17 protein-coding genes are annotated in these 19,902 nt (G+C 36.5%); 11 read left to right on the top strand and 6 right to left on the bottom strand.

Annotated features, from left to right (window positions below):
* Positions 1-48 precede the first annotated feature (48 nt).
* From hutH to hutG, 4 genes are read left to right on the top strand one after another with little or no spacing between them, the layout of a single operon-like run.
* Entirely contained in the window at positions 49-1,626 is a 1,578-nt protein-coding gene (gene hutH / locus M666_RS07225) for a histidine ammonia-lyase (protein WP_029447187.1), read from the top strand.
* Between the two features lie 41 nt (positions 1,627-1,667).
* On the top strand, positions 1,668-2,927 hold the full coding sequence (hutI, locus tag M666_RS07220) for an imidazolonepropionase (protein ID WP_029447188.1): 1,260 nt from the start codon (positions 1,668-1,670) through the stop codon (positions 2,925-2,927).
* Position 2,928: 1 nt separating this feature from the next.
* A complete protein-coding gene (locus M666_RS07215) occupies positions 2,929-4,929 on the top strand; it encodes a urocanate hydratase (protein ID WP_029447189.1) in 2,001 nt (666 codons plus the stop codon).
* A 5-nt stretch (positions 4,930-4,934) separates the two neighbouring features.
* The gene (hutG, locus tag M666_RS07210; RefSeq protein ID WP_029447190.1) at positions 4,935-5,888 is read left to right on the top strand and encodes a formimidoylglutamase; all 954 of its coding nucleotides are present in this window, start codon (positions 4,935-4,937) and stop codon (positions 5,886-5,888) included.
* A 4-nt stretch (positions 5,889-5,892) separates the two neighbouring features.
* On the opposite strand, the gene M666_RS07205 is transcribed toward hutG, so the two are convergent.
* Entirely contained in the window at positions 5,893-7,050 is a 1,158-nt protein-coding gene (locus M666_RS07205; protein ID WP_029447191.1) for a homogentisate 1,2-dioxygenase, read from the bottom strand.
* A 182-nt stretch (positions 7,051-7,232) separates the two neighbouring features.
* Between M666_RS07205 and M666_RS07200 the strand changes: the two genes are divergently transcribed.
* Positions 7,233-7,544 (top strand): hypothetical protein, encoded by a 312-nt coding sequence (locus M666_RS07200; protein ID WP_025615999.1) that lies wholly within the window; start codon positions 7,233-7,235, stop codon positions 7,542-7,544.
* Positions 7,545-7,578: 34 nt separating this feature from the next.
* Here the strand turns inward: M666_RS07200 and M666_RS07195 are convergent, their stop codons facing one another.
* From M666_RS07195 to M666_RS07185, 3 genes are all read right to left on the bottom strand, one after another.
* Entirely contained in the window at positions 7,579-8,160 is a 582-nt protein-coding gene (locus M666_RS07195) for a hypothetical protein (protein ID WP_029447192.1), read from the bottom strand.
* Positions 8,161-8,385: 225 nt separating this feature from the next.
* Entirely contained in the window at positions 8,386-8,832 is a 447-nt protein-coding gene (locus M666_RS07190; protein WP_029447193.1) for a DUF3592 domain-containing protein, read from the bottom strand.
* 398 nt (positions 8,833-9,230) lie between these two features.
* On the bottom strand, positions 9,231-10,508 hold the full coding sequence (locus M666_RS07185; protein WP_029447194.1) for an NAD(P)/FAD-dependent oxidoreductase: 1,278 nt from the start codon (positions 10,506-10,508) through the stop codon (positions 9,231-9,233).
* A gap of 270 nt (positions 10,509-10,778) precedes the next feature.
* Between M666_RS07185 and M666_RS07180 the strand changes: the two genes are divergently transcribed.
* A complete protein-coding gene (locus M666_RS07180) occupies positions 10,779-11,963 on the top strand; it encodes a hypothetical protein (RefSeq protein ID WP_029447195.1) in 1,185 nt (394 codons plus the stop codon).
* A gap of 13 nt (positions 11,964-11,976) precedes the next feature.
* Here the strand turns inward: M666_RS07180 and M666_RS07175 are convergent, their stop codons facing one another.
* Positions 11,977-12,879, bottom strand: coding sequence for a universal stress protein (locus M666_RS07175; RefSeq protein WP_029447196.1), 903 nt, complete (start codon positions 12,877-12,879; stop codon positions 11,977-11,979).
* A gap of 109 nt (positions 12,880-12,988) precedes the next feature.
* Entirely contained in the window at positions 12,989-13,687 is a 699-nt protein-coding gene (locus M666_RS07170) for a Crp/Fnr family transcriptional regulator (protein ID WP_024481955.1), read from the bottom strand.
* A gap of 120 nt (positions 13,688-13,807) precedes the next feature.
* Here M666_RS07170 and M666_RS07165 point away from each other — a divergent pair, with 120 nt between their 5' ends.
* The 5 genes from M666_RS07165 to M666_RS07145 all read left to right on the top strand — a co-directional run bounded on the left by M666_RS07165 (position 13,808) and on the right by M666_RS07145 (position 19,896).
* A complete protein-coding gene (locus M666_RS07165) occupies positions 13,808-16,204 on the top strand; it encodes a heavy metal translocating P-type ATPase (RefSeq protein WP_029447197.1) in 2,397 nt (798 codons plus the stop codon).
* Between the two features lie 73 nt (positions 16,205-16,277).
* Positions 16,278-16,481: a cbb3-type cytochrome oxidase assembly protein CcoS gene (gene ccoS / locus M666_RS07160; protein WP_029447198.1), complete on the top strand. Its 204-nt coding sequence runs from the start codon at positions 16,278-16,280 to the stop codon at positions 16,479-16,481.
* 2 nt (positions 16,482-16,483) lie between these two features.
* Positions 16,484-18,685 carry a cytochrome-c oxidase, cbb3-type subunit I gene (gene ccoN / locus M666_RS07155; protein ID WP_025616008.1) on the top strand — a complete coding sequence of 734 codons (2,202 nt, stop codon included), beginning with the start codon at positions 16,484-16,486 and terminating at the stop codon, positions 18,683-18,685.
* A 72-nt stretch (positions 18,686-18,757) separates the two neighbouring features.
* Positions 18,758-18,934 carry a cytochrome c oxidase subunit IV gene (locus tag M666_RS07150; protein WP_029665108.1) on the top strand — a complete coding sequence of 59 codons (177 nt, stop codon included), beginning with the start codon at positions 18,758-18,760 and terminating at the stop codon, positions 18,932-18,934.
* 11 nt (positions 18,935-18,945) lie between these two features.
* Entirely contained in the window at positions 18,946-19,896 is a 951-nt protein-coding gene (locus M666_RS07145) for a cbb3-type cytochrome c oxidase N-terminal domain-containing protein (protein WP_029447199.1), read from the top strand.
* Positions 19,897-19,902 lie beyond the last annotated feature (6 nt).

Below are 19,902 nucleotides of genomic sequence, written 5' to 3'. Positions count from 1 at the left end.
TCAAACTTAATCAATAATTTTATAAGATTCAATTTCTGATTTAAAACTATGGCATCTAAAAAGACTTTTAAACTTGGGGAAGACTGGCTTACTGCAAGCATCACACTTTCTATTGCAAAAGGAGAAACCCCTATCGAACTCTCCAAGAGTACAAGAGAAAAAATAAATGCAAGTGCTCAAATCGTAGCCAATATTGTAGCAAAAGGTAAAGCTGTATATGGTATAAATACAGGGTTTGGACCGCTTTGCACTACCAAAATCTCAAAAGAAGAAACCAAAGTTTTGCAATCCAATATTTTGAAAAGTCATAGTGTAGGAGTTGGCAACCCCATTGCTACAGATATTGCAAAGTTGATGTTAATTTTAAAAGCACAGTCTTTAGCCAAAGGGTATTCTGGTATTTCAGAAACTACGTTAGACCGGATCCTTTGGCATATAGACCATGATGCCATTCCTATTGTGCCATCACAAGGTTCTGTTGGTGCCTCGGGAGATTTAGCACCTTTATCTCATTTATTTTTACCCTTAATTGGTTTAGGGAAAGTAAACTACAAGGGGATTGAAATTGAAACCTGTGAACTTTTTAAGCAAACAGGTCTAGCAGCTATAGATCTTGGACCAAAAGAAGGTTTAGCGCTGATTAATGGAACACAGTTTATTGCTGCACATGCCGTAAAGGTCGTTGAGAAGTTACACAGTTGCCTTTCTCAAGCAGATATTATTGGCGCCATGATGATTGAAGGTTTGCAAGGTTCTGTAAAACCATTCTTTAATGAATTACATGCCTTACGCCCCTATAAAGGAAACATTCACGTAGCAAAACGTATTAAACGATTATTAAAGGGCTCTGAGATTATGGAGGATCATATTGATTGTGATCGGGTTCAAGACCCCTACTCTTTACGTTGTATGCCTCAGGTACATGGCGCTTCAAGAAATGCTTGGTTGCATTTAAAAGAATTAGTAGAAGTTGAATTAAATTCTGTGACGGATAACCCTATAATTATAGATGAAGAATTGACCATTAGTGGAGGTAATTTTCACGGTCAACCTTTAGCTATGGCCTTAGACTATGCATGTTTAGCAGCTTCTGAACTAGGAAATATTTCTGATCGAAGAATTTATTTGGCCTTAGAAGGCAATAGTCCTGGTGTACCTAAACTGTTAATGAAAGAAACCGGCATCAATTCTGGTTATATGATTCTACAGTATACCACTGCAGCTTTAGCCAGTGAGAATAAAGGTTTATGTTTTCCTTCTAGTGCAGATAGCATTCCTACATCATTAGGACAAGAAGATCATGTAAGCATGGGATCTATAGGCGGTAGAAAAGCATTGCAAGTTCTTGAAAATGTAGAAAAAATATTGGCGATAGAATTATTAACTGCCGCACAAGCTTTTGAATTTAGAAAACCCATGAAATCAGGTATTTTTCTGGAAGCAATACATACCGCTATTCGTGAAAAAGTAGCTTTTGCAGATAAGGATCGTGTTTTTTCTGATGATATAGAAAAAGGAATTCAAATGATTAAAGACCAAACCATTATTCACGTTATTGATCACATCAGCGAAAAAGAAGGGATTTCTCTAAAAACGAAATTCACGCATGAATTTGAAGTATATTAAAACAGCCTTTCATTGCCCTGAAATTTAATAAAATACTATCCATGAAAAAATTGAAACTTATAGGTCCCTTTAAACAATTAATTACCATGACAGGCTTGCCCTTAAAAGGTGCTTTGTCTAATGCGCAGCTTGTCATCATTGATGATGCAGGAATGCTGATAGAAGACGGAAAAATAAAAACCATAGGATTGTTTAAAAATATGGCAGTAGACGCAGATAATGCAACAACAGAGATTACAAGTCTGCAAGGAAATCATGTGTGCTTACCAGGTTTTATAGATGCCCATACACATATTTGTTTTGGTGGTTCTAGAGCTAAAGATTATGCCATGCGTAATGCAGGCAAGACCTATTTAGAAATTGCTAAAGCAGGCGGTGGCATATGGGACACTGTAACACAAACGCGTAAGGCATCTACCGAAGAATTGATTAAAAAAACCATTAAAAGAAGCAAACAACATTTGAAAAATGGGGTTACCACGCTAGAAGTAAAAAGTGGCTATGGCTTATCTGTTTCCGAAGAATTAAAAATACTCCGTGCTATTAAAACTACGAATGCACAAACTCCACTAGATCTTGTACCTACTTGCTTGGCGGCACATATGAAACCAAAAGATTTCTTGGGGACAAATACAGCATATTTAGAAGAAATAAGCAGCACCCTTTTCCCCATTTTAAAAGAAGAAAATTTAAGCCATAGAATAGATGCTTTTATAGAAGAAAGTGCTTTTTCTAAAGAAGAGATCAGGCCTTACTTTAAAAAAGCTAAAGAGATGGGTTTTGACATTACCGTACATGCTGATCAATTCTCTACAGATGGTAGTGCCGTTGCAGTAGAATTTGGAGCCCTTAGTGCCGACCATTTGGAAGCTTCTACCGATAAAGAAATAGAACTACTTTCAAAAAGCAATGTAATTGCCACCGCCCTTCCCGGTGCTTCTATAGGTTTAGGCTGTGCATTTACACCTGCCCGAAAATTATTGGACGCAGGTTGTTCCGTAGCCATTGCTAGCGATCACAATCCCGGTTCTGCTCCTATGGGCGATTTGCTAACCCAAGCTGCAATTCTTCAAACGTTTGAAAAACTGAGTAATGCCGAAGTATTAGCAGGAATCACTTATCGTGCCGCAGCTGCCTTAAACCTAACAGACCGCGGGCAATTAAAAGAGGGGTTACTAGCAGATTTTGTATTGTTTCATACCAATGATTACAACGAAATTTTATACAACCAAGGTTCTTTTAAACCTTGTATGGTTTTTAAAAATGGTGAACTAGTCTTCGATAAACATAAAACACATTAAGATGACATTTAAAGAACAAATTCTTCAAGGCCTTCCGAATGAATTACCTTCTAAAAAAGAATACAATTCGGCCCTTAGTCACGCTCCAAAAAGAAAAGATATTCTTTCTTCTGAAGAAAAGCTATTAGCCATAAAAAATGCTTTACGTTATTTTCCAAAAGCTTGGCATCGAGAATTGGCCCAAGAATTTGCCTTTGAATTGTCTACATACGGAAGAATCTACATGCATCGATTCAAGCCCGAATATACCATGTACGCGAGGCCCATTGATGAATATCCCCATACCTCAACACAAGCTGCAGGAATCATGTTAATGATTCAAAACAATCTAGATCCTGCCGTAGCGCAACATCCCGAAGAACTAATTACCTACGGTGGCAATGGCGCTGTTTTTCAAAACTGGGCACAATATATTTTAACCATGCAGTATTTGGCTACCATGAATAATGAACAAACCCTTCATATGTATTCTGGCCACCCGATGGGGCTTTTCCCATCTTCTACAGAAGCACCTAGAGTTGTAGCCACCAATGGTATGATGATTCCTAATTATTCCAAACCAGACGATTGGGAAAAATACAATGCCTTAGGCGTTACGCAATATGGTCAAATGACTGCAGGCTCTTATATGTATATTGGACCACAAGGTATTGTACACGGTACTACCATTACCGTCATGAATGCTTTTAGAAAAGTGCTGAAGGCTGATGAAAATCCGGCTGGGAAAATATTTTTAACGGCAGGATTAGGCGGCATGAGTGGCGCACAACCAAAAGCAGGAACCATTGCTGGTTGTATTACCATCTGCGCAGAAGTAAATGCTTCTGCTGCAAAAAAGAGACATGAACAAGGCTGGGTAGATGTTCTGATAACCAATTTAGATGATTTGGTGGCAAGGACTAAAAAAGCACAAGAAGAAAAAGAAGTGGTTTCCATTGCGTTTATAGGAAATATTGTTGCCGTTTGGGAACGATTTTATGACGAGAACATATTTATCCATCTAGGATCTGATCAAACTTCATTACATAACCCGTGGGCAGGCGGGTATTATCCGGTAGCTATTTCTTTTGAAGAGGCCAATGAACTCATGGTAGATAACCCTCTTATTTTCAAGGAGAAAGTTCAAGAATCATTGCGAAGACATATGGATGCCATCAATAAACATACGGCAAAAGGAACTTATTTTTTTGATTACGGTAATGCTTTTCTACTGGAAGCTTCTAGAGCTGGAGCAGCGGTTATGGCCAAAAACGGAATCGATTTTAGGTATCCGTCTTATGTGCAAGATATTTTAGGACCCATGTGTTTTGATTATGGTTTTGGACCTTTTAGATGGGTATGTACTTCTGGTAATCCAACCGATCTACAAAAAACAGATGCCATAGCTCAGCGGGTTTTAGAAGACATAAAGAACACCGCTCCTGCGGAAATTCAACAACAATTACAAGACAATATTACTTGGATCAAAGAGGCTAACAACAATAATCTTGTAGTAGGATCCCAAGCTAGAATTTTATACGCAGATGCGGAGGGAAGATCAAAAATTGCGGATGCTTTTAATACCGCTATTTCATCTGGAGAAATTTCTGCCCCTATTGTTCTAGGAAGAGACCATCATGATGTGAGTGGTACAGATTCCCCCTTTAGAGAAACCAGTAATATTTATGACGGCAGCAAATTCACAGCAGATATGGCCATACAAAACGTTATTGGCGATAGTTTTAGAGGTGCCACTTGGGTTTCTATTCATAATGGCGGTGGTGTTGGCTGGGGCGAAGTTATCAATGGAGGATTTGGAATGGTCATAGATGGTTCTAAGGAAGCTGCTAAACGATTAAAAAGCATGCTTTTCTATGATGTTACCAACGGCATTGCCAGAAGAGGTTGGGCTAGAAATAATGAAGCCTTGTTTGCCATTCAACGAGAAATGGATAGAAATCCTGAATTAAGAGTCACATTGCCTAACTTAGTAGATGACAACCTACTTAAGAATTTATATTAATACATATGTTGGCATACAAAAAAACACCCCCCGAATTATGGTCTGGTAGAACCTCTGAACAAAAACTTTATCTGCACGAAAAAGTACACTGTGGTACTATTGATGAAATTGAAATAGCGGAAAATCAAAAAACAATTGTCTTATTAGGCTATGCGTGTGATGAAGGTGTAAAAAGAAATCAAGGTAGAATTGGCGCCGTAAATGGCCCAGACACTATCCGGCAATCCTTAGGCAAATTTCCAAACCATTTAGAGGATGATTTTCAATTTATAGATTGCGGTACAATTCTATGCCCAGAGGGTAAAATGGAGCAAGCCCAAGAAGATTTATCTCAAACCATAGCGCAATTACTATCCTTGAATACGTTCCCTATTGTATTGGGTGGCGGACATGATATTGCTTTCGGGCATTACCAAGGCATAAAAAAACACCTAGGAAATAAAAAAATTGGGATTATAAATTTTGATGCACATTTTGATTTAAGATTGAATACTGCTGGGAATACTTCTGGCACTCCGTTTTATCAGATTGCACAAGAATGCCAAAAAGAAGGTGCCGTTTTCAATTATATGTGTTTAGGCGTTCGCAGAGATGCAAATGATAAAACATTATTTGAAACAGCCGATTCTTTAAACGTAAAATATCTAGAAACGGCACATTTTAACATGCACTATCTAGAGCACGTGCAACTCATCTTAATGCAATTTATCGAAGATGTAGATCATGTCTATACTACCCTAGATTTAGACGGATTTTCATCTGCCTATGCTCCAGGAGTCAGTGCACCTTCGCCCATGGGTTTTGCCCCCAATATTGTATTGGAAAGCCTCAGAGTAATTATGGATAGTAAAAAACTAATTAGCCTAGATATTGCAGAAATGAACCCTACCTATGATAGCGATGGACAAACGGCTAAATTAGCCGCTTCACTAGTGCACTATGTGATGCATCACAAATAACAACCTATTCCATCCATGATTTATAGTACTTGCCATCATCAATATCTAAAGCCGCTTGTGTTAACTTCAGTGGTTTAAAGGTATCAATCATAACCGCTAATTCTTCGGTCTTGGTTTTTCCGATGCTAGCCTCGTAGGTTCCCGGGTGCGGACCGTGAGGTATGCCTGCAGGATGCAATGAAATATAGCCTTGATCTATACTTTTACGACTCATAAAATCACCATCTACATAATACAATACTTCATCAGAATCTATATTAGAATGGTTGTAGGGTGCTGGTATTGATTGTGGATGATAATCATACATTCTAGGCACAAAAGAACACACCACAAAAGCGCTGGTTTCAAAAGTTTGATGTACTGGTGGCGGCTGATGCACTCTCCCTGTTATGGGCTCAAAATTATGGATAGAAAATCCGTAAGGAAAATTGTAACCATCCCAACCTACCACATCAAAAGGATGCGTTGCATAGGTCAAATGGTGTAATTGTCCTTGCTTTTTCACTTTCATTAAAAATTCGCCTTTTTCGTCAAATGATTGTAGGTTTTCCGGTAGTTTAAAATCACGCTCGCAAAATGGAGAATGTTCTAAATGCTGACCGAAATAGTTACGGTATCTTTTAGGCGTATAAATAGGGTGGTAACTTTCTGTCACCAAAAGTCGATTCTCCTCAGTATCAAAATGTATTTGATAAATCATCCCACGAGGTATGACCAAATAATCGCCATATTCAAACGGAATTTCACCAAGCATAGTCTTTAGTGTGCCCGTACCTTTATGAATAAACAATAACTCATCTGCATCTGTATTCTTGTAAAAATACGTCGTCATCGATTTTTTAGGTGCTGCCAACCCCACATGTACATCGTTATTAAATAGCACCGTAACTCTACTCTCTAAATAATCATCTACAGGTTGCACTTGAAAGCCTTTTAATAAGCGCGACTTAATATTGTGCTCTACTGCTGCTTTCGGAGAAATATCAATAGACGCTCCCACTTCTTTTATTTGAGTAGGTCTGTGTAAATGATACATTAAAGAAGACATTCCGTCAAAACCAATGGTGCCAAACAATTGCTCATAATGCAAAGTTCCATCAGGTTTTTTAAAAATAGTATGTCTCTTTTGAGGTATTTTCCCTTGTTTATGATACAGCGGCATCTTAGAATATCTTTATTTATCTCTATAAAATTACAACATTTTTAAAACAAAAGAAGGCTATTTACCTTCATTTCATAACAGTAATCTACTTTATTGGCTTACGAAGCAATAATTAAATGAACTGCGTCAATGCATCCAGAGAAGAAAATAGAGCTTGCTACATCAAATTAAAAACAATAATCATGGAAAAGAGCAGAAATAAAGACGTCGTAGCAACAAAAAAATACAATTCTAACGTAACTGAGGATGATTTACAGGCTTTAGGAAAAAAAGGTCTAAGCATGGATACAGGTGATGATTCGCTATTACAAGACCGAAAAGACCGCATTGATTTTTCTGGTGAAGACCTAGATGTCCCAGGAAGACATGAAGTAAATTTAACCCCTAATCTAGGCTTAAAAGATGAGGAAAACAGCCTTTTTGGGCAAGGAGGAGATGATAAAGAGAACCTTGAAGAGTCTAAGGGTGATACTTTTGATAGATCTGGCAAATAAGGTTAGAAGTCTAGTACATACGTGAGGATAGGTGTTAGTTGGTTTTGCACATTCCGAGTTTAACAACACCTATTCCTTTCTCGTTCAAAAAACGTAAATCGACAAAAAAATAATTTCCCATCATGAGATTGAAATTAGGGGACTTATCATTCGACTGTTCTGGAGATTTCACTTGAGCTCCGTTATCCTTAAAAACATAAATTGTTAGGTGTTTTTGCTGATATATTCTCATCCTAAAGGTAATTTCATTAATAGGAAGGCCCGTTATGATATACTTATAATCACTGTCGCGATAGTTGAAAGTTGTCGTTAATTGAGATGAAAACTTAGACACGTCTTTATTCTTATGATATTTTCCTTTGAAATCAAAAGGCTCTATACTTAAATAGAGTTCATCGTTATAAGAACTTAACTCCTTATCATACAAATCTACCTCAACATTTTCTCGAAACATAAACCCCTCCACATTTACCTGATCAAAATCAATAGTAAATGATTCTTGATTCTTCAAAAAATGGGTGAGTTTACGTGCTGTATTTCTCTTTTCTGCTTTAGAAAAAAGCTTATAGATTACAAATACGACTACAATTAATACTGATATTATTAGTTTCTCCATAGCCACTTAGTTAGTGTTGTCTCGATAATTTAAAGTTATTTAAAAAAGATAATCTTGTAGACTATTTCCACAATATCTCAAGATTAGAATATGGAGAATTCAACTCTCTGCATTGTAAAGCCCCCGACTTAGTGGAACAAGAAAGATTAAAAAAGCTACATTCTACTCAAAATATGAAAATAGTATGGGCACGAGTTTAATATCCGCAGGAAATGTAGGATATCATCACTTAGAAGTTAAATTAGTAATAACATCATAAAGTGCATTCCAAACAAAAATTATTCCAAACAAACCAAATAAAAGTGTTAAGCCCCACATATCTAAGAAAAAGCTGGCAATCCGAGCTTCGTTACTTCTTCCTGTAATATAGCGTACTTCAACTTCGTCTCCTATTCTATCTGTAGTAAAAGAACTTGAACTGGAAGAGCGAATATAAACATTTGCCCCTCTGTTATCAACGAACAACACTTGAGTGTACCTAGTATCAGAAGAACTATCACTAGTATTTGTATTATAAGCCACCTCAAAGCCGCTTATATATCCTGTTGTAAGTTCTGAATTTTGAATAAAATTTACCGTTCCAATAGTACGACTTATAGCAAAATAAAGAAATGTGCCACCGGCAAGTAAAATTAAGCAGAATACACTGGTAGCTACTACGTCTCCTTTCATTTAAAGTTGAATTTATTATTCCCGATTAAGAAAAGCTTTTTTTGTGAATGACTACTTTGAACAAGTGCGCACAGCAAAATTATTTGCTCCATATAAAATTATAAAGCCCGCTAAAAATAAAATAATTCCACATACTTTCTATACTTTATTGGTCTTTCACGTCTGAAAGCTAGTGAATTTTCTACGAAACTTAGGTTGTCGTCAAATTAAGGAAAGGAAATTATAATAAATTTTAAGGAGTAGAAACAAAAAAAGCCTCCCAAATAGGAAAGCCTTTCATCGGTTTCATATTCTTTTCACAAAGAATAATTTACCACAACTTGTACTTTTTACAAAGCACAACACAACTCTGCAAATATAGAAAAGGTTTTCTAGATATTACAACTTGTTAGACTTTTTTAGTCTTTTGTAGTATACGGGCGTACGATTAAACGCGCTGCTTTATCGTAGTTTATATAATTGTATGCCCAGTTAAAAAATACAATCACTCGGTTTCTAAAACCTACCAGTGCCATTAAGTGCACAAACATCCAAATAAACCACGCTAGGAAGCCGCCAAATTTTAGTTTTTCTAAATCTACTACCGCCTTATTTCTCCCCACGGTAGCCATCGTACCCTTATCATTATATTTAAAAGCCTTCAATGGCTTATTCGCTAAAAGATTTCGTAAATTCTTAGCTAAATTTTCTCCTTGCTGAATAGCGGGTTGTGCTACTTGCGGATGTCCTTTAGGAAAATCTTCTGTCTCCATATAAGCAATATCTCCTATAGCAAAAATGTCATCATAACCATCTATTTGATTGTAGCTATTTACTTTATACCTGTTTAGTCGCTCCATTAAACTGTTGGCGTCAAAACCAGCAATAGCCGCTCCGGTTACACCTGCCGACCATATAAAGTTTTTAGACTGCATGCTGGTTCCATCCTTGAGCGATACCGTTTCACCATCATAATTAGTTACTATCGTATTCAAATGAATGTGTACGCCTAACTTATTAAGAAACTCCGTTGCTTTTTTAGATGCTATTTCACTCATTGGAGGAAGCACTCTTGGCCCGCCTTCAAACAAATGAATTTGCATTTCTTTAATATCTAAATGCTTATAATCTTTAGGAAATACATTTTGTTTTAACTCTGCTAAAGCACCTGCCAACTCCACCCCCGTTGGTCCCGCTCCAACGATACAAAAATTGAGCAATGCTTTACGTTCTAGCTCGTCCAGAGTGTCATCTGCTTTCTCAAAATTCTGTAAGATTAGGCTTCGGATATTCAAGGCCTGAGGCACCGTTTTCATCGGCATCGCATTATTTGCGATAGTCTCATTATTAAAATAATTTGTTTTTGTTCCTGTTGCGATTATGAGATAATCAAAAGAAATTACACCAATACTCGTAACTACTTCTTTTCTTACAGGATCTATTTTTTCTACTTCCGCCAAACGGAAATAAAAATTATCAAGCTCTTTTAAAATTTTCCGAATAGGATAAGCGATAGAATCTGGCTCAAGGCCGCTTGTTGAAACCTGATATAATAAAGGTTGAAATGTATGATAATTATGACGGTCTATCATGACAATTTGTGCCTCTAAATCTTTTAGCTTTTTAACTAAAGATATTCCTGCAAAACCACCACCAATAACCACAATTCTCTTTTGATCTGTATTTGGAAGATTCATGATCCTAATTTTTATCAAAATTAAGAATTCTGACGGGTTTCAACCTTTAATAAAAGTCTTGTAACAAATTTTTATGATGGCGCTATAAAAAGCTTTTTATTAGGTCCAGAACACTTCTTTCACGTTTCGTATGTACACTAGTTAAAAAGTCATTAAAAAAGTTGAACAACAGCAGCTATATTCTTTAACGAAATTAAAAGTCACTAAGCGTGAATCCGCAAGCGAAACTTTTGTTATCCCGTAGTTTTGTCATCAAACCTACCCAAGCTTATGCGTTTCGGAAAATATAGTTTCATAATTTTAATCTTTATGTTGAATAGCTGCCACAAAGAAACCGAAGAAATCATAGCACAAGCTACAGTTCCTTCTGTTGCTTTAGCTCCAACAGAAGCCACTCCTGAATCTACCCATGATGCGGCAACAATCCAAGCTATTCTTTGGGTGAGCACTATGCAAGACAAGAACGGTCTTTTTGAAAGTAGTGAATATTCAAATTCCGTATCGCTTTATGACAATGCTTTAGCCATTTTATTATTTACCGCACAGAACGATTTTGAAAAGGCAGAAAGAACACTTGATTATTTTAATGCTAAGGTAACTACAGAATTAGAACATGAAAAAGGTGGCTTCTATCAATTTAGAAATAAGCAAGGTGAAAATGCCCGTAGAACCTGGTTGGGTGATAATGCTTGGCTCCTAATTGCCATCAATAACTACCACCATCATGCCAAGAATCAGAAATACAAGGTAATGGCAGCGGCGCTTACCAAATGGATTATTTCCTTACAAGATAGTGATGGAGGTCTTTGGGGCGGATATGATACCGATGGATCCAGAATTCATAAAATCACCGAAGGAATCATCACAGCTTTTAATGCGGTTGAAGGGTATGATACTTTTCATAAGAACATATTAGAATACCTTAATATCAACCGTTGGGATGCCACTGATAATGTGCTAATCGCTTGGCCAGAAAATCCAACCTATAATTATGCCTTAGATTTACACACCTTGGGTTATGGTATTTTGGAAGATTATAATACTACTGTCTTAGAAAATGCAGCGCGATACACGACAACACAAACGGCAACAATTTCTTTAAACACTATTACGGGATATTGTTTTGATGAAGATAAAGATGTCATCTGGTTAGAAGGTACTTCTCAAATGGCGGTAGCTTTTTCTACAGCGAAAAAAACTACTGAATCACAAATGCTGCTTGCCGAGATTGAAAAATCATTTATCAGCAGTAATTTAAATGGCAATGCAAAAGGCATCCCGTACACTACCAATCACGGAACGAGTTATGGCGCTGGAATTTTATGGGACAATGCCGATTTAACTCCAGCACTCTCGGCTACTATTTGGTACATATTTGCTAAACAAGACTTTAATCCGTTCACCATCCAGAAAAGTAAAAACGTCCCTCATGAGGAACGTTTTTGGCTAAAATAATTTAAGTATTATTTTAAGTCAATGAAAGATTTTTTTTAGCGTGTTCTTGTTTATGCTTAGACGGATTATTCATCCCTAATTCTGGTATTACTAAAAGCGGAATTTGAGAATGAAAAGCTAATTGTTTCACGACAGATTCTCTTGTAAGTTTTTCCATGTAACTATGTTGGTAATTTAACATTGCTAAAAGGTGAATATCTAATTCATCAGAAAATACTTCTAAAGTTTTAGATACAGAATTTACTTCTGATACGGTATGTACAAAGTGCTCTACTTCTTTGAAGTATTTACGAAGCATGTTTAAATTAAACTGTTGTAATTCTGTGAGTGCCTTTATCTCATGTTGTACATGTACAATTCGGATAACAGAATTAAATGTCTTGGCTAAACTTACAATTGGCTCCAATTCTGATTGTGAATAGAACCTATTAAAATCCGTGGCAAAAGCAATCTCTGTAGGCGTTTCAAATTCGAAATATTCTGGTATCGCTAAGACAGGACAATTTTTTACGGCTTTTATTACCTTCACCGCATTACTCCCCATAAATACTTCTGATACACCAGAAGCACCTTTGGTTCCTAGGATAACCACATCAATATCAAACTCATCTACCATTTCTTTTACTTGGTCTGTCAACAAACTAAAAGAAGAGACCATTTTATAGGTATGCAAAGGGTTTGAATACTTATTTAGAATTTTAGATAAAACCACTTTTAACCCCTCTTTAGAATAATCTTCGATCACTAAAGCTTCATCTAATAATGTACTCGCCATAAACCTACTATTTGAAATCGCAGGAGTATAGGTATTCAACAAATAAAAAGTGCAGGGTTCATCTTTATACAATTCAATAGCATACGTAATTGCATTCCACGCGTTGCTGGAAAAATCTGTAGGGAGAAGAATATTTTTCATTAGGTTGTTTTTATCTTGATGTAAAACTAAAATAAGGAGTGCGTTTAAAATATGATAATTATCAGCTTAGGATTAAAACACTTCCAAAATAAAATAGCGGCATGGTGCACTATTTTTCCATTAAAGCTCTCAGAGCTGCCTCATTGATAATGGCTATTTTTTTGCCTGATGTTTTAATCAATTTATCTTTTTTAAATTCTGATATGACCCGAATACAAGACTCCGTAGCCGTCCCCACAATATTGGCAATTTCTTCTCTAGAAAGGGCAATACTCATAAAGCCTTCATGATCTACTCCGAAACTATTTTGCATGTATAAGAAAGCCTCCGCTACACGTTGTTTTACAGATTTCTGAGACATATTAATAATCACATCATCTGCCTCTTTTAAATCATGAGCCATATGACGTAAGACCTCAACGGCAAAATTAGGATTTGTGTTTAAGGTATTCATGATCCCTTCTTTTGGTATAAAACATACCTGAGTATCATTCACGGCTATAGCACTTAAATTTGCTGATTCTTCTGAGATTACAGAACGCTGACCTAGAAGGTTTCCCTTGGTGGCCAATTTTACAATTTGGTCTTTTCCATTAGAACTAAGCTTAGATAATTTTGCCACACCATTACGGATACAAAAGACACCATTGAGTTTTTCGCCCTCTTTAAAAATAGTTTCTCCTTTTTTTACCCTCTTAATGCTTTTAGAATCGGAAACCTTTTTTAATTCTTCTTTACTCATAGCCCTTAGCGCATTAAATTGTCTAATTGCACATTGCTCACACCTTACTTCTGCTTCGTCTACCATAGTACCGTAATTACCTAACGCCACAAAATTAATACTTCGTTAGATCTATAAACATGATAAAAGTCATATTTTAAGTAGTCGTCACTTTCCATCTTTGCACTAGGTATAAAGCAAATGATTATGAGTACAAATGATTGTTATCACTGTGGTGATGATTGCACTGCAACGCCACTGTTTTTCGATGAAAAAACATTTTGCTGTAATGGTTGTAAAACCGTTTATGAAATATTTTCTAGTAATGATCTGTCCTATTATTATGATCTACAGTCTGCTGCTGGCAGCACTCCAAAAGCAATTGAAGGAAAATATGATTTTCTCGATACGGAGACTATTGTTGAAAGACTAACGGAATTTACAGACAATCAACTTCAAATAGTAAACCTATACATCCCTAATATTCATTGTAGCTCTTGTATTTGGGTACTTGAAAATTTAAATAAGCTCAATCCTGGCGTTAGCAATTCTCAAGTAGATTTCCCCAAAAAAATGCTTCGGATTACTTATTCCACGGAAAAATCATCCTTAAAAGCTGTTGTTCTACTCTTAGCACATATTGGATATGAACCGTATATCTCTTTAGATGATTATGATAATAAAAAGAAAACCATAGATCGGAGTTTACTTTACAAGCTAGGCATCGCAGGTTTCGCCTTTGGAAACGTTATGTTTTTATCCTTTCCAGAATATTTTGATTTATCCAGTAATAAAACCAACGGTGGCGATTTTTGGCTGAACCAATATGAAGGCCTTTTTAGATGGCTTATGTTTAGTTTTTCTTTACCGGTCGTATTTTATGCTGGAAAAGATTATTTCATATCTGCTTATAAAGGCTTACGGTCTAAATTATTAAATATAGATGTCCCTATTGCTTTGGGTATTTTGGTGCTGTTTGTACGTAGCACCCTTGAAATAATTTTTGATTGGGGACCTGGCTTTTTTGATAGCTTAACCGGACTCGTTTTCTTCTTACTTCTTGGGAAATTTTTTCAACAAAAAACCTATTCGTTTCTTTCTTTTGAACGCGACTATAAATCTTATTTCCCCATTGCGGTCACTAAAATTTTACCCAATGGTAAAGAAGAAACAACGCAGATCCATACGATTAAAAAAGGGGATCGTTTACTGCTCAGAAATGAAGAACTAATTCCTGTAGATGGCATTTTAATAACCGGAAATGGCAAAATTGACTATAGTTTTGTAACTGGAGAATCTGAACCGGTATACAAGAATTCAGGAGATAAGATTTTTGCAGGTGGAAAACAATTACACGGTGCGATTGAAATGAAAGCCTTAAAAACTGTTTCCCAAAGTTACCTCACACAATTATGGAGTAATGCCGTCTTTCAAGAAGACAAAACCAGTAAATTTCAAACCATTACCGATAGCATTGGAAAACGGTTTACCATTTTTGTTTTAAGTATTGCCTTTACCGCTACTGCCTTTTGGTTATTTCATGATAGCAGTAAAGCGCTGAATGTGTTTACGGCAGTGCTTATTATTGCTTGCCCTTGTGCAATAGCACTAGCATCGCCTTTTACCCTAGGAAACATGTTACGTATTTTTGGTCGGAACAAGTTTTACTTGAAGGATACACAAACTATTGAGCAGTTGGCGCAAATAGATACCGCTATTTTTGACAAAACAGGAACCATTACAACCGCTAAAAAAAGTACGGCAACCTACGAAGGCTTAGAACTCACAGAAGAAGAGGAATCGTTATTAAAAAATACCTTAAGAGCATCTAATCATCCTTTGAGTCGTAGTTTATACGACCTGCTTTCTGCTCAAAATATTATTACCCTTGACGAATTTGAAGAACATGTAGGCAAAGGCATTATCGGCGCAAGCAATAATAGTAAGATAAAGGTAGGTTCCGCCAGTTTTGTAGGTAGAGAAAACCAAAATGAAATAGAAAATACGGCAGTACATATCAGCAGTAATGCTGCTTACAAAGGCTGCTTTATTTTTAAAAATCAATATAGAGAAGGGGTTTCAAAGTTATTTGAAGCAATGAGTCAATCGATACAATTGGCCATACTTTCTGGTGATAATGAAGGAGAGAAAAAGCGCCTAGAGGCATTACTTCCTAAATTAACGCCATTGTATTTTAATCAAAAACCTGAAAATAAATTACAATTTATAAAATCACTGCAAGAGCAAGGTAAAAAAGTAATGATGGTAGGTGATGGCCTTAATGATGCCGGCGCCTTAGCACAAAGCAATGTGGGTATTGCTATCTCTGAAAATGTGACAATATTTTCTCCTGCTTGCGATGGTATTTTAGACGCTACCAAATTTGAAGAGCTATACAGCTACATACTAGCTTCTAAGAAGGCTATGAAAATTATAAAATGGAGTTTCGTATTATCATTGGCGTACAATGCCGTAGGACTTTATTTTGCGATTACAGGACAATTAGAACCCGTTATTGCCGCCATCTTAATGCCCTTAAGTTCTATTAGTATTGTAGCCTTTACAACTATTGCCACCAATATATTAGGCAAAAAATTAAAATAAATAGTAAAACCTGATAAATGTCATTTTATAGGCATTAGCAACCCCGTAGTTTTACACCCGAATTCAGGTAGGTATGAGTGTCATTTACATTTTATTAGCAATTAGCATCTTGGTAGCTATTGTCTTTTTTATCGCGTTTATCGTCTCGGTAAAGAGTGGTCAATATGACGATTCCTATACCCCATCGGTACGTATGCTTTTTGAAGACGAACTAGTTAAAAAAACACCCAAAGAAACTAAAGAATCGATCCAACTAAATAAAAGTTTAAACAATTAATTATGGAATTACAGCAGTTTTATTACGACAACAAAGTCGTTAAAAAATTCCTCTACGCAACCATGTTCTGGGGAATTGTAGGTATGTCAGTAGGGCTACTTTTGGCCTTTATGTTTATTTTTCCCAATGTAACTGATGGTATTTCATGGTTGAGTTTTGGTCGTTTAAGACCACTACATACCAATGCTGTTATTTTCGCATTCGTTGGAAACGCCATTTTTGCTGGGGTCTACTACTCTACCCAACGCTTGCTAAAAGCACGTATGTACAGTGACTTTTTGAGTAATTTTAATTTCTGGGGATGGCAATTAATTATTGTAGCTGCCGCCATAACATTACCATTAGGTTATAGTTCTTCAAAAGAATACGCGGAATTAGAATGGCCAATAGATATTGCCATTGCGGTAGTTTGGGTTGCTTTTGGAGCTAACCTTATTGGAACCATGATTAAAAGAAGACAACGCCACTTATATGTTGCTATCTGGTTTTATTTAGCCACTTTCGTAACTGTAGCGGTACTTCATATTTTTAATAGTTTGGCTTTACCTGTAAGTGCTTTTAAAAGTTATTCTGCTTATGCAGGGGTACAAGATGCATTAGTACAGTGGTGGTACGGTCATAACGCGGTAGCATTTTTCTTAACAACGCCGTTTTTAGGATTAATGTATTACTTTGTTCCTAAAGCTGCCAACAGACCCGTCTATTCTTACAAGCTATCTATAGTTCACTTCTGGTCTTTGATCTTTATTTATATCTGGGCAGGACCACACCATTTATTATATACAGCACTACCAGAATGGGCACAAAATTTAGGCGTAGCATTCTCTATAATGCTTCTGGCACCATCTTGGGGTGGTATGATCAACGGTCTATTAACGCTAAGAGGAGCTTGGGATAAAGTTAGAACAGATCCTACCCTTAAATTCATGGTCGTTGCAATTACCGGGTACGGTATGGCAACCTTTGAAGGCCCAATGCTTTCTCTTAAGAATGTGAATGCCATTGCCCACTTTAGTGATTGGATTATTGCGCACGTACACGTTGGGGCATTAGCATGGAACGGATTCTTAACTTTTGGTATGATCTATTGGTTAGTTCCAAAAATGTTCAAAACTAGATTAGCGTCTATTGGCCTAGCTAATTTTCACTTTTGGATTGGTACTTTAGGGATTATACTTTACACCTTACCAATGTACGTAGCTGGGTTTACACAAGCCTTGATGTGGAAAGAGTTTAACCCGAACGGAACGCTAGTGTACGGTAACTTCTTAGAAACAGTAACAGAGATTATGCCTATGTATTGGATGCGTGCCATTGGTGGTACCATGTATATTATTGGTGCATGTGTTATGATATATAATGTGGTACTTACCATTAAAGCAGGTACTGATGTTGAAGATGAATTAGCTGAAGCTGCTGCATTAACCAAAGTATCTAAAAGAAGAACAGCGGGAGAAGGTTTCCATACCTGGTTAGAACGTAAGCCTGTACAATTAACCATCTTAGCAACTGTAGCTATCTTAATAGGAGGTGTCGTACAAATTGTACCTACCATTTTAGTAAAATCTAATATCCCAACAATAACGAGTGTAAAACCATATACCCCGTTAGAGTTAGAAGGTCGTGATTTATACATCAGAGAAGGCTGCGTTGGTTGTCACTCACAAATGGTAAGACCTTTTAGAAGTGAGGTAGAACGTTATGGAGAATATGCCAAAGCGGGAGAGTTTGTATATGATCACCCATTCTTATGGGGAAGTAAACGTACGGGTCCAGATTTATTACGTGTAGGAGGTAAGTATTCAGACAACTGGCATTTAAACCATATGTATGATCCACAAAGTACCTCTTCAGGATCCATTATGCCATCTTATTCATGGTTAATTAGAGACAAGCACGACCGTAGCGATATTCAAGATAAGATGGAAGTGATGGTCACCCTAGGGGTTCCTTATACTGAAGATGAAATCGCGAATGCCAATAAGAATATGGACGAGCAAGCAAGTAAAATAGAGAAGAATTTATATGCTGATCCCGACTTTGCAAAAACATATGAAGCAGATAAGAAATATGCTCAAGAAAATGGTCAAGAATTCATTGAAATGAAAGACCGTGAGATTGTTTCCCTTATTGCTTATTTACAGCGCTTAGGTACCGATATAAAAATAAAAGAAACAGGTGAGTTAATCCCTGACTCAGAATAATAAAATTGACGATTAAGAGGTAATTAATATGAATTACTTATCTCTTAATTTTCTCCTAAACTAAAAGAAATCATGTTCAAATTCGTAAAAGGCTACATGGAAACTATTGATGGTGTAGCTATCTACCCTATCATCTCATTATTAATCTTCTTCATCTTTTTTGTCGTGCTTTTTGCGTGGGTTTTTACCGCCTCAAAAGAATACATAAGTGAAGTGAGTGAATTACCATTAGAAAAAGACAACCAATAAAACTAAGTATTATGAAAAATAAATCACTTTGGTGGATAAGAGTCCCGGCACTATTCTTCCTCATCTTCGGATTGATGGAATATTTTATAGACTCTGGAAAACAACCCGCAATAATAGCGTACCCAATTACCCAATTCTTTATGGTATTGGTGCTTATTATTCTTATTGCCATAGAGCTTATCTTAAGCTCTATTGAAAATGTGATGTTTCAAACGCTTTCAGAAGAAGCAAAAGAACGTTACTTGGTCTCTAAAGCAGAGAAGTGGGAATGGAAATGGGGTAAAGAAACGTACAAAAAAATGTTAGGCTCCAAACCAATGGAGGCCGAAACTGAAATTATATTAGATCATAATTATGATGGCATTAGAGAACTAGACAACAAGTTACCGCCATGGTGGGTGTATCTGTTTTATGCAAGTATTGTCTTCGCAATTGTGTATCTGTTACGCTTTCATGTCTTTAATGATTACACACAGATTACAGAATATGAGCAAGAAGTTGCTACTGCTAAATTAGAAATAGAGGAATATAAAAAAACAGCTAAGGATTTAGTTGATGAAGATTCTGTAGAGTTATTAGCGGAAGCTTCTGATCTTTCTGCTGGTAAAAAAATATTTGAATCAAACTGTGTCGCTTGTCATATGGCAGATGGTGGCGGTGGTATTGGCCCTAACCTAACCGATCAAAATTGGATTTTAGGTGGCGGTATTAAAAATGTTTTCCATACCATATCTGAAGGCGGTAGAGACGGTAAAGGTATGATTGCATGGAAACAAACACTGAAACCATTAGAAATAGCACAGGTTGCTAGTTATGTTTTAACCGAAATAAATGGGAAAACACCCGCTAATCCAAAAGCCGCAGAAGGTGATATTTGGGTTGATCCTAATGCTTCTGCGCCTGCTCCAGCCACTGAAATACAAGAGCAAGTTACAGACTCAACCAGCGTAGTAATGAATTAAACAATT

Origin of the sequence: Cellulophaga baltica 18 (assembly GCF_000468615.2) — a bacterium.
In the GTDB taxonomy this organism is placed as follows: Bacteria; Bacteroidota; Bacteroidia; order Flavobacteriales; family Flavobacteriaceae; genus Cellulophaga; species Cellulophaga baltica.
The sequence above is the reverse complement of the archived record's forward strand: the minus strand, read 5'-3'. Positions and strand labels throughout refer to the sequence as shown.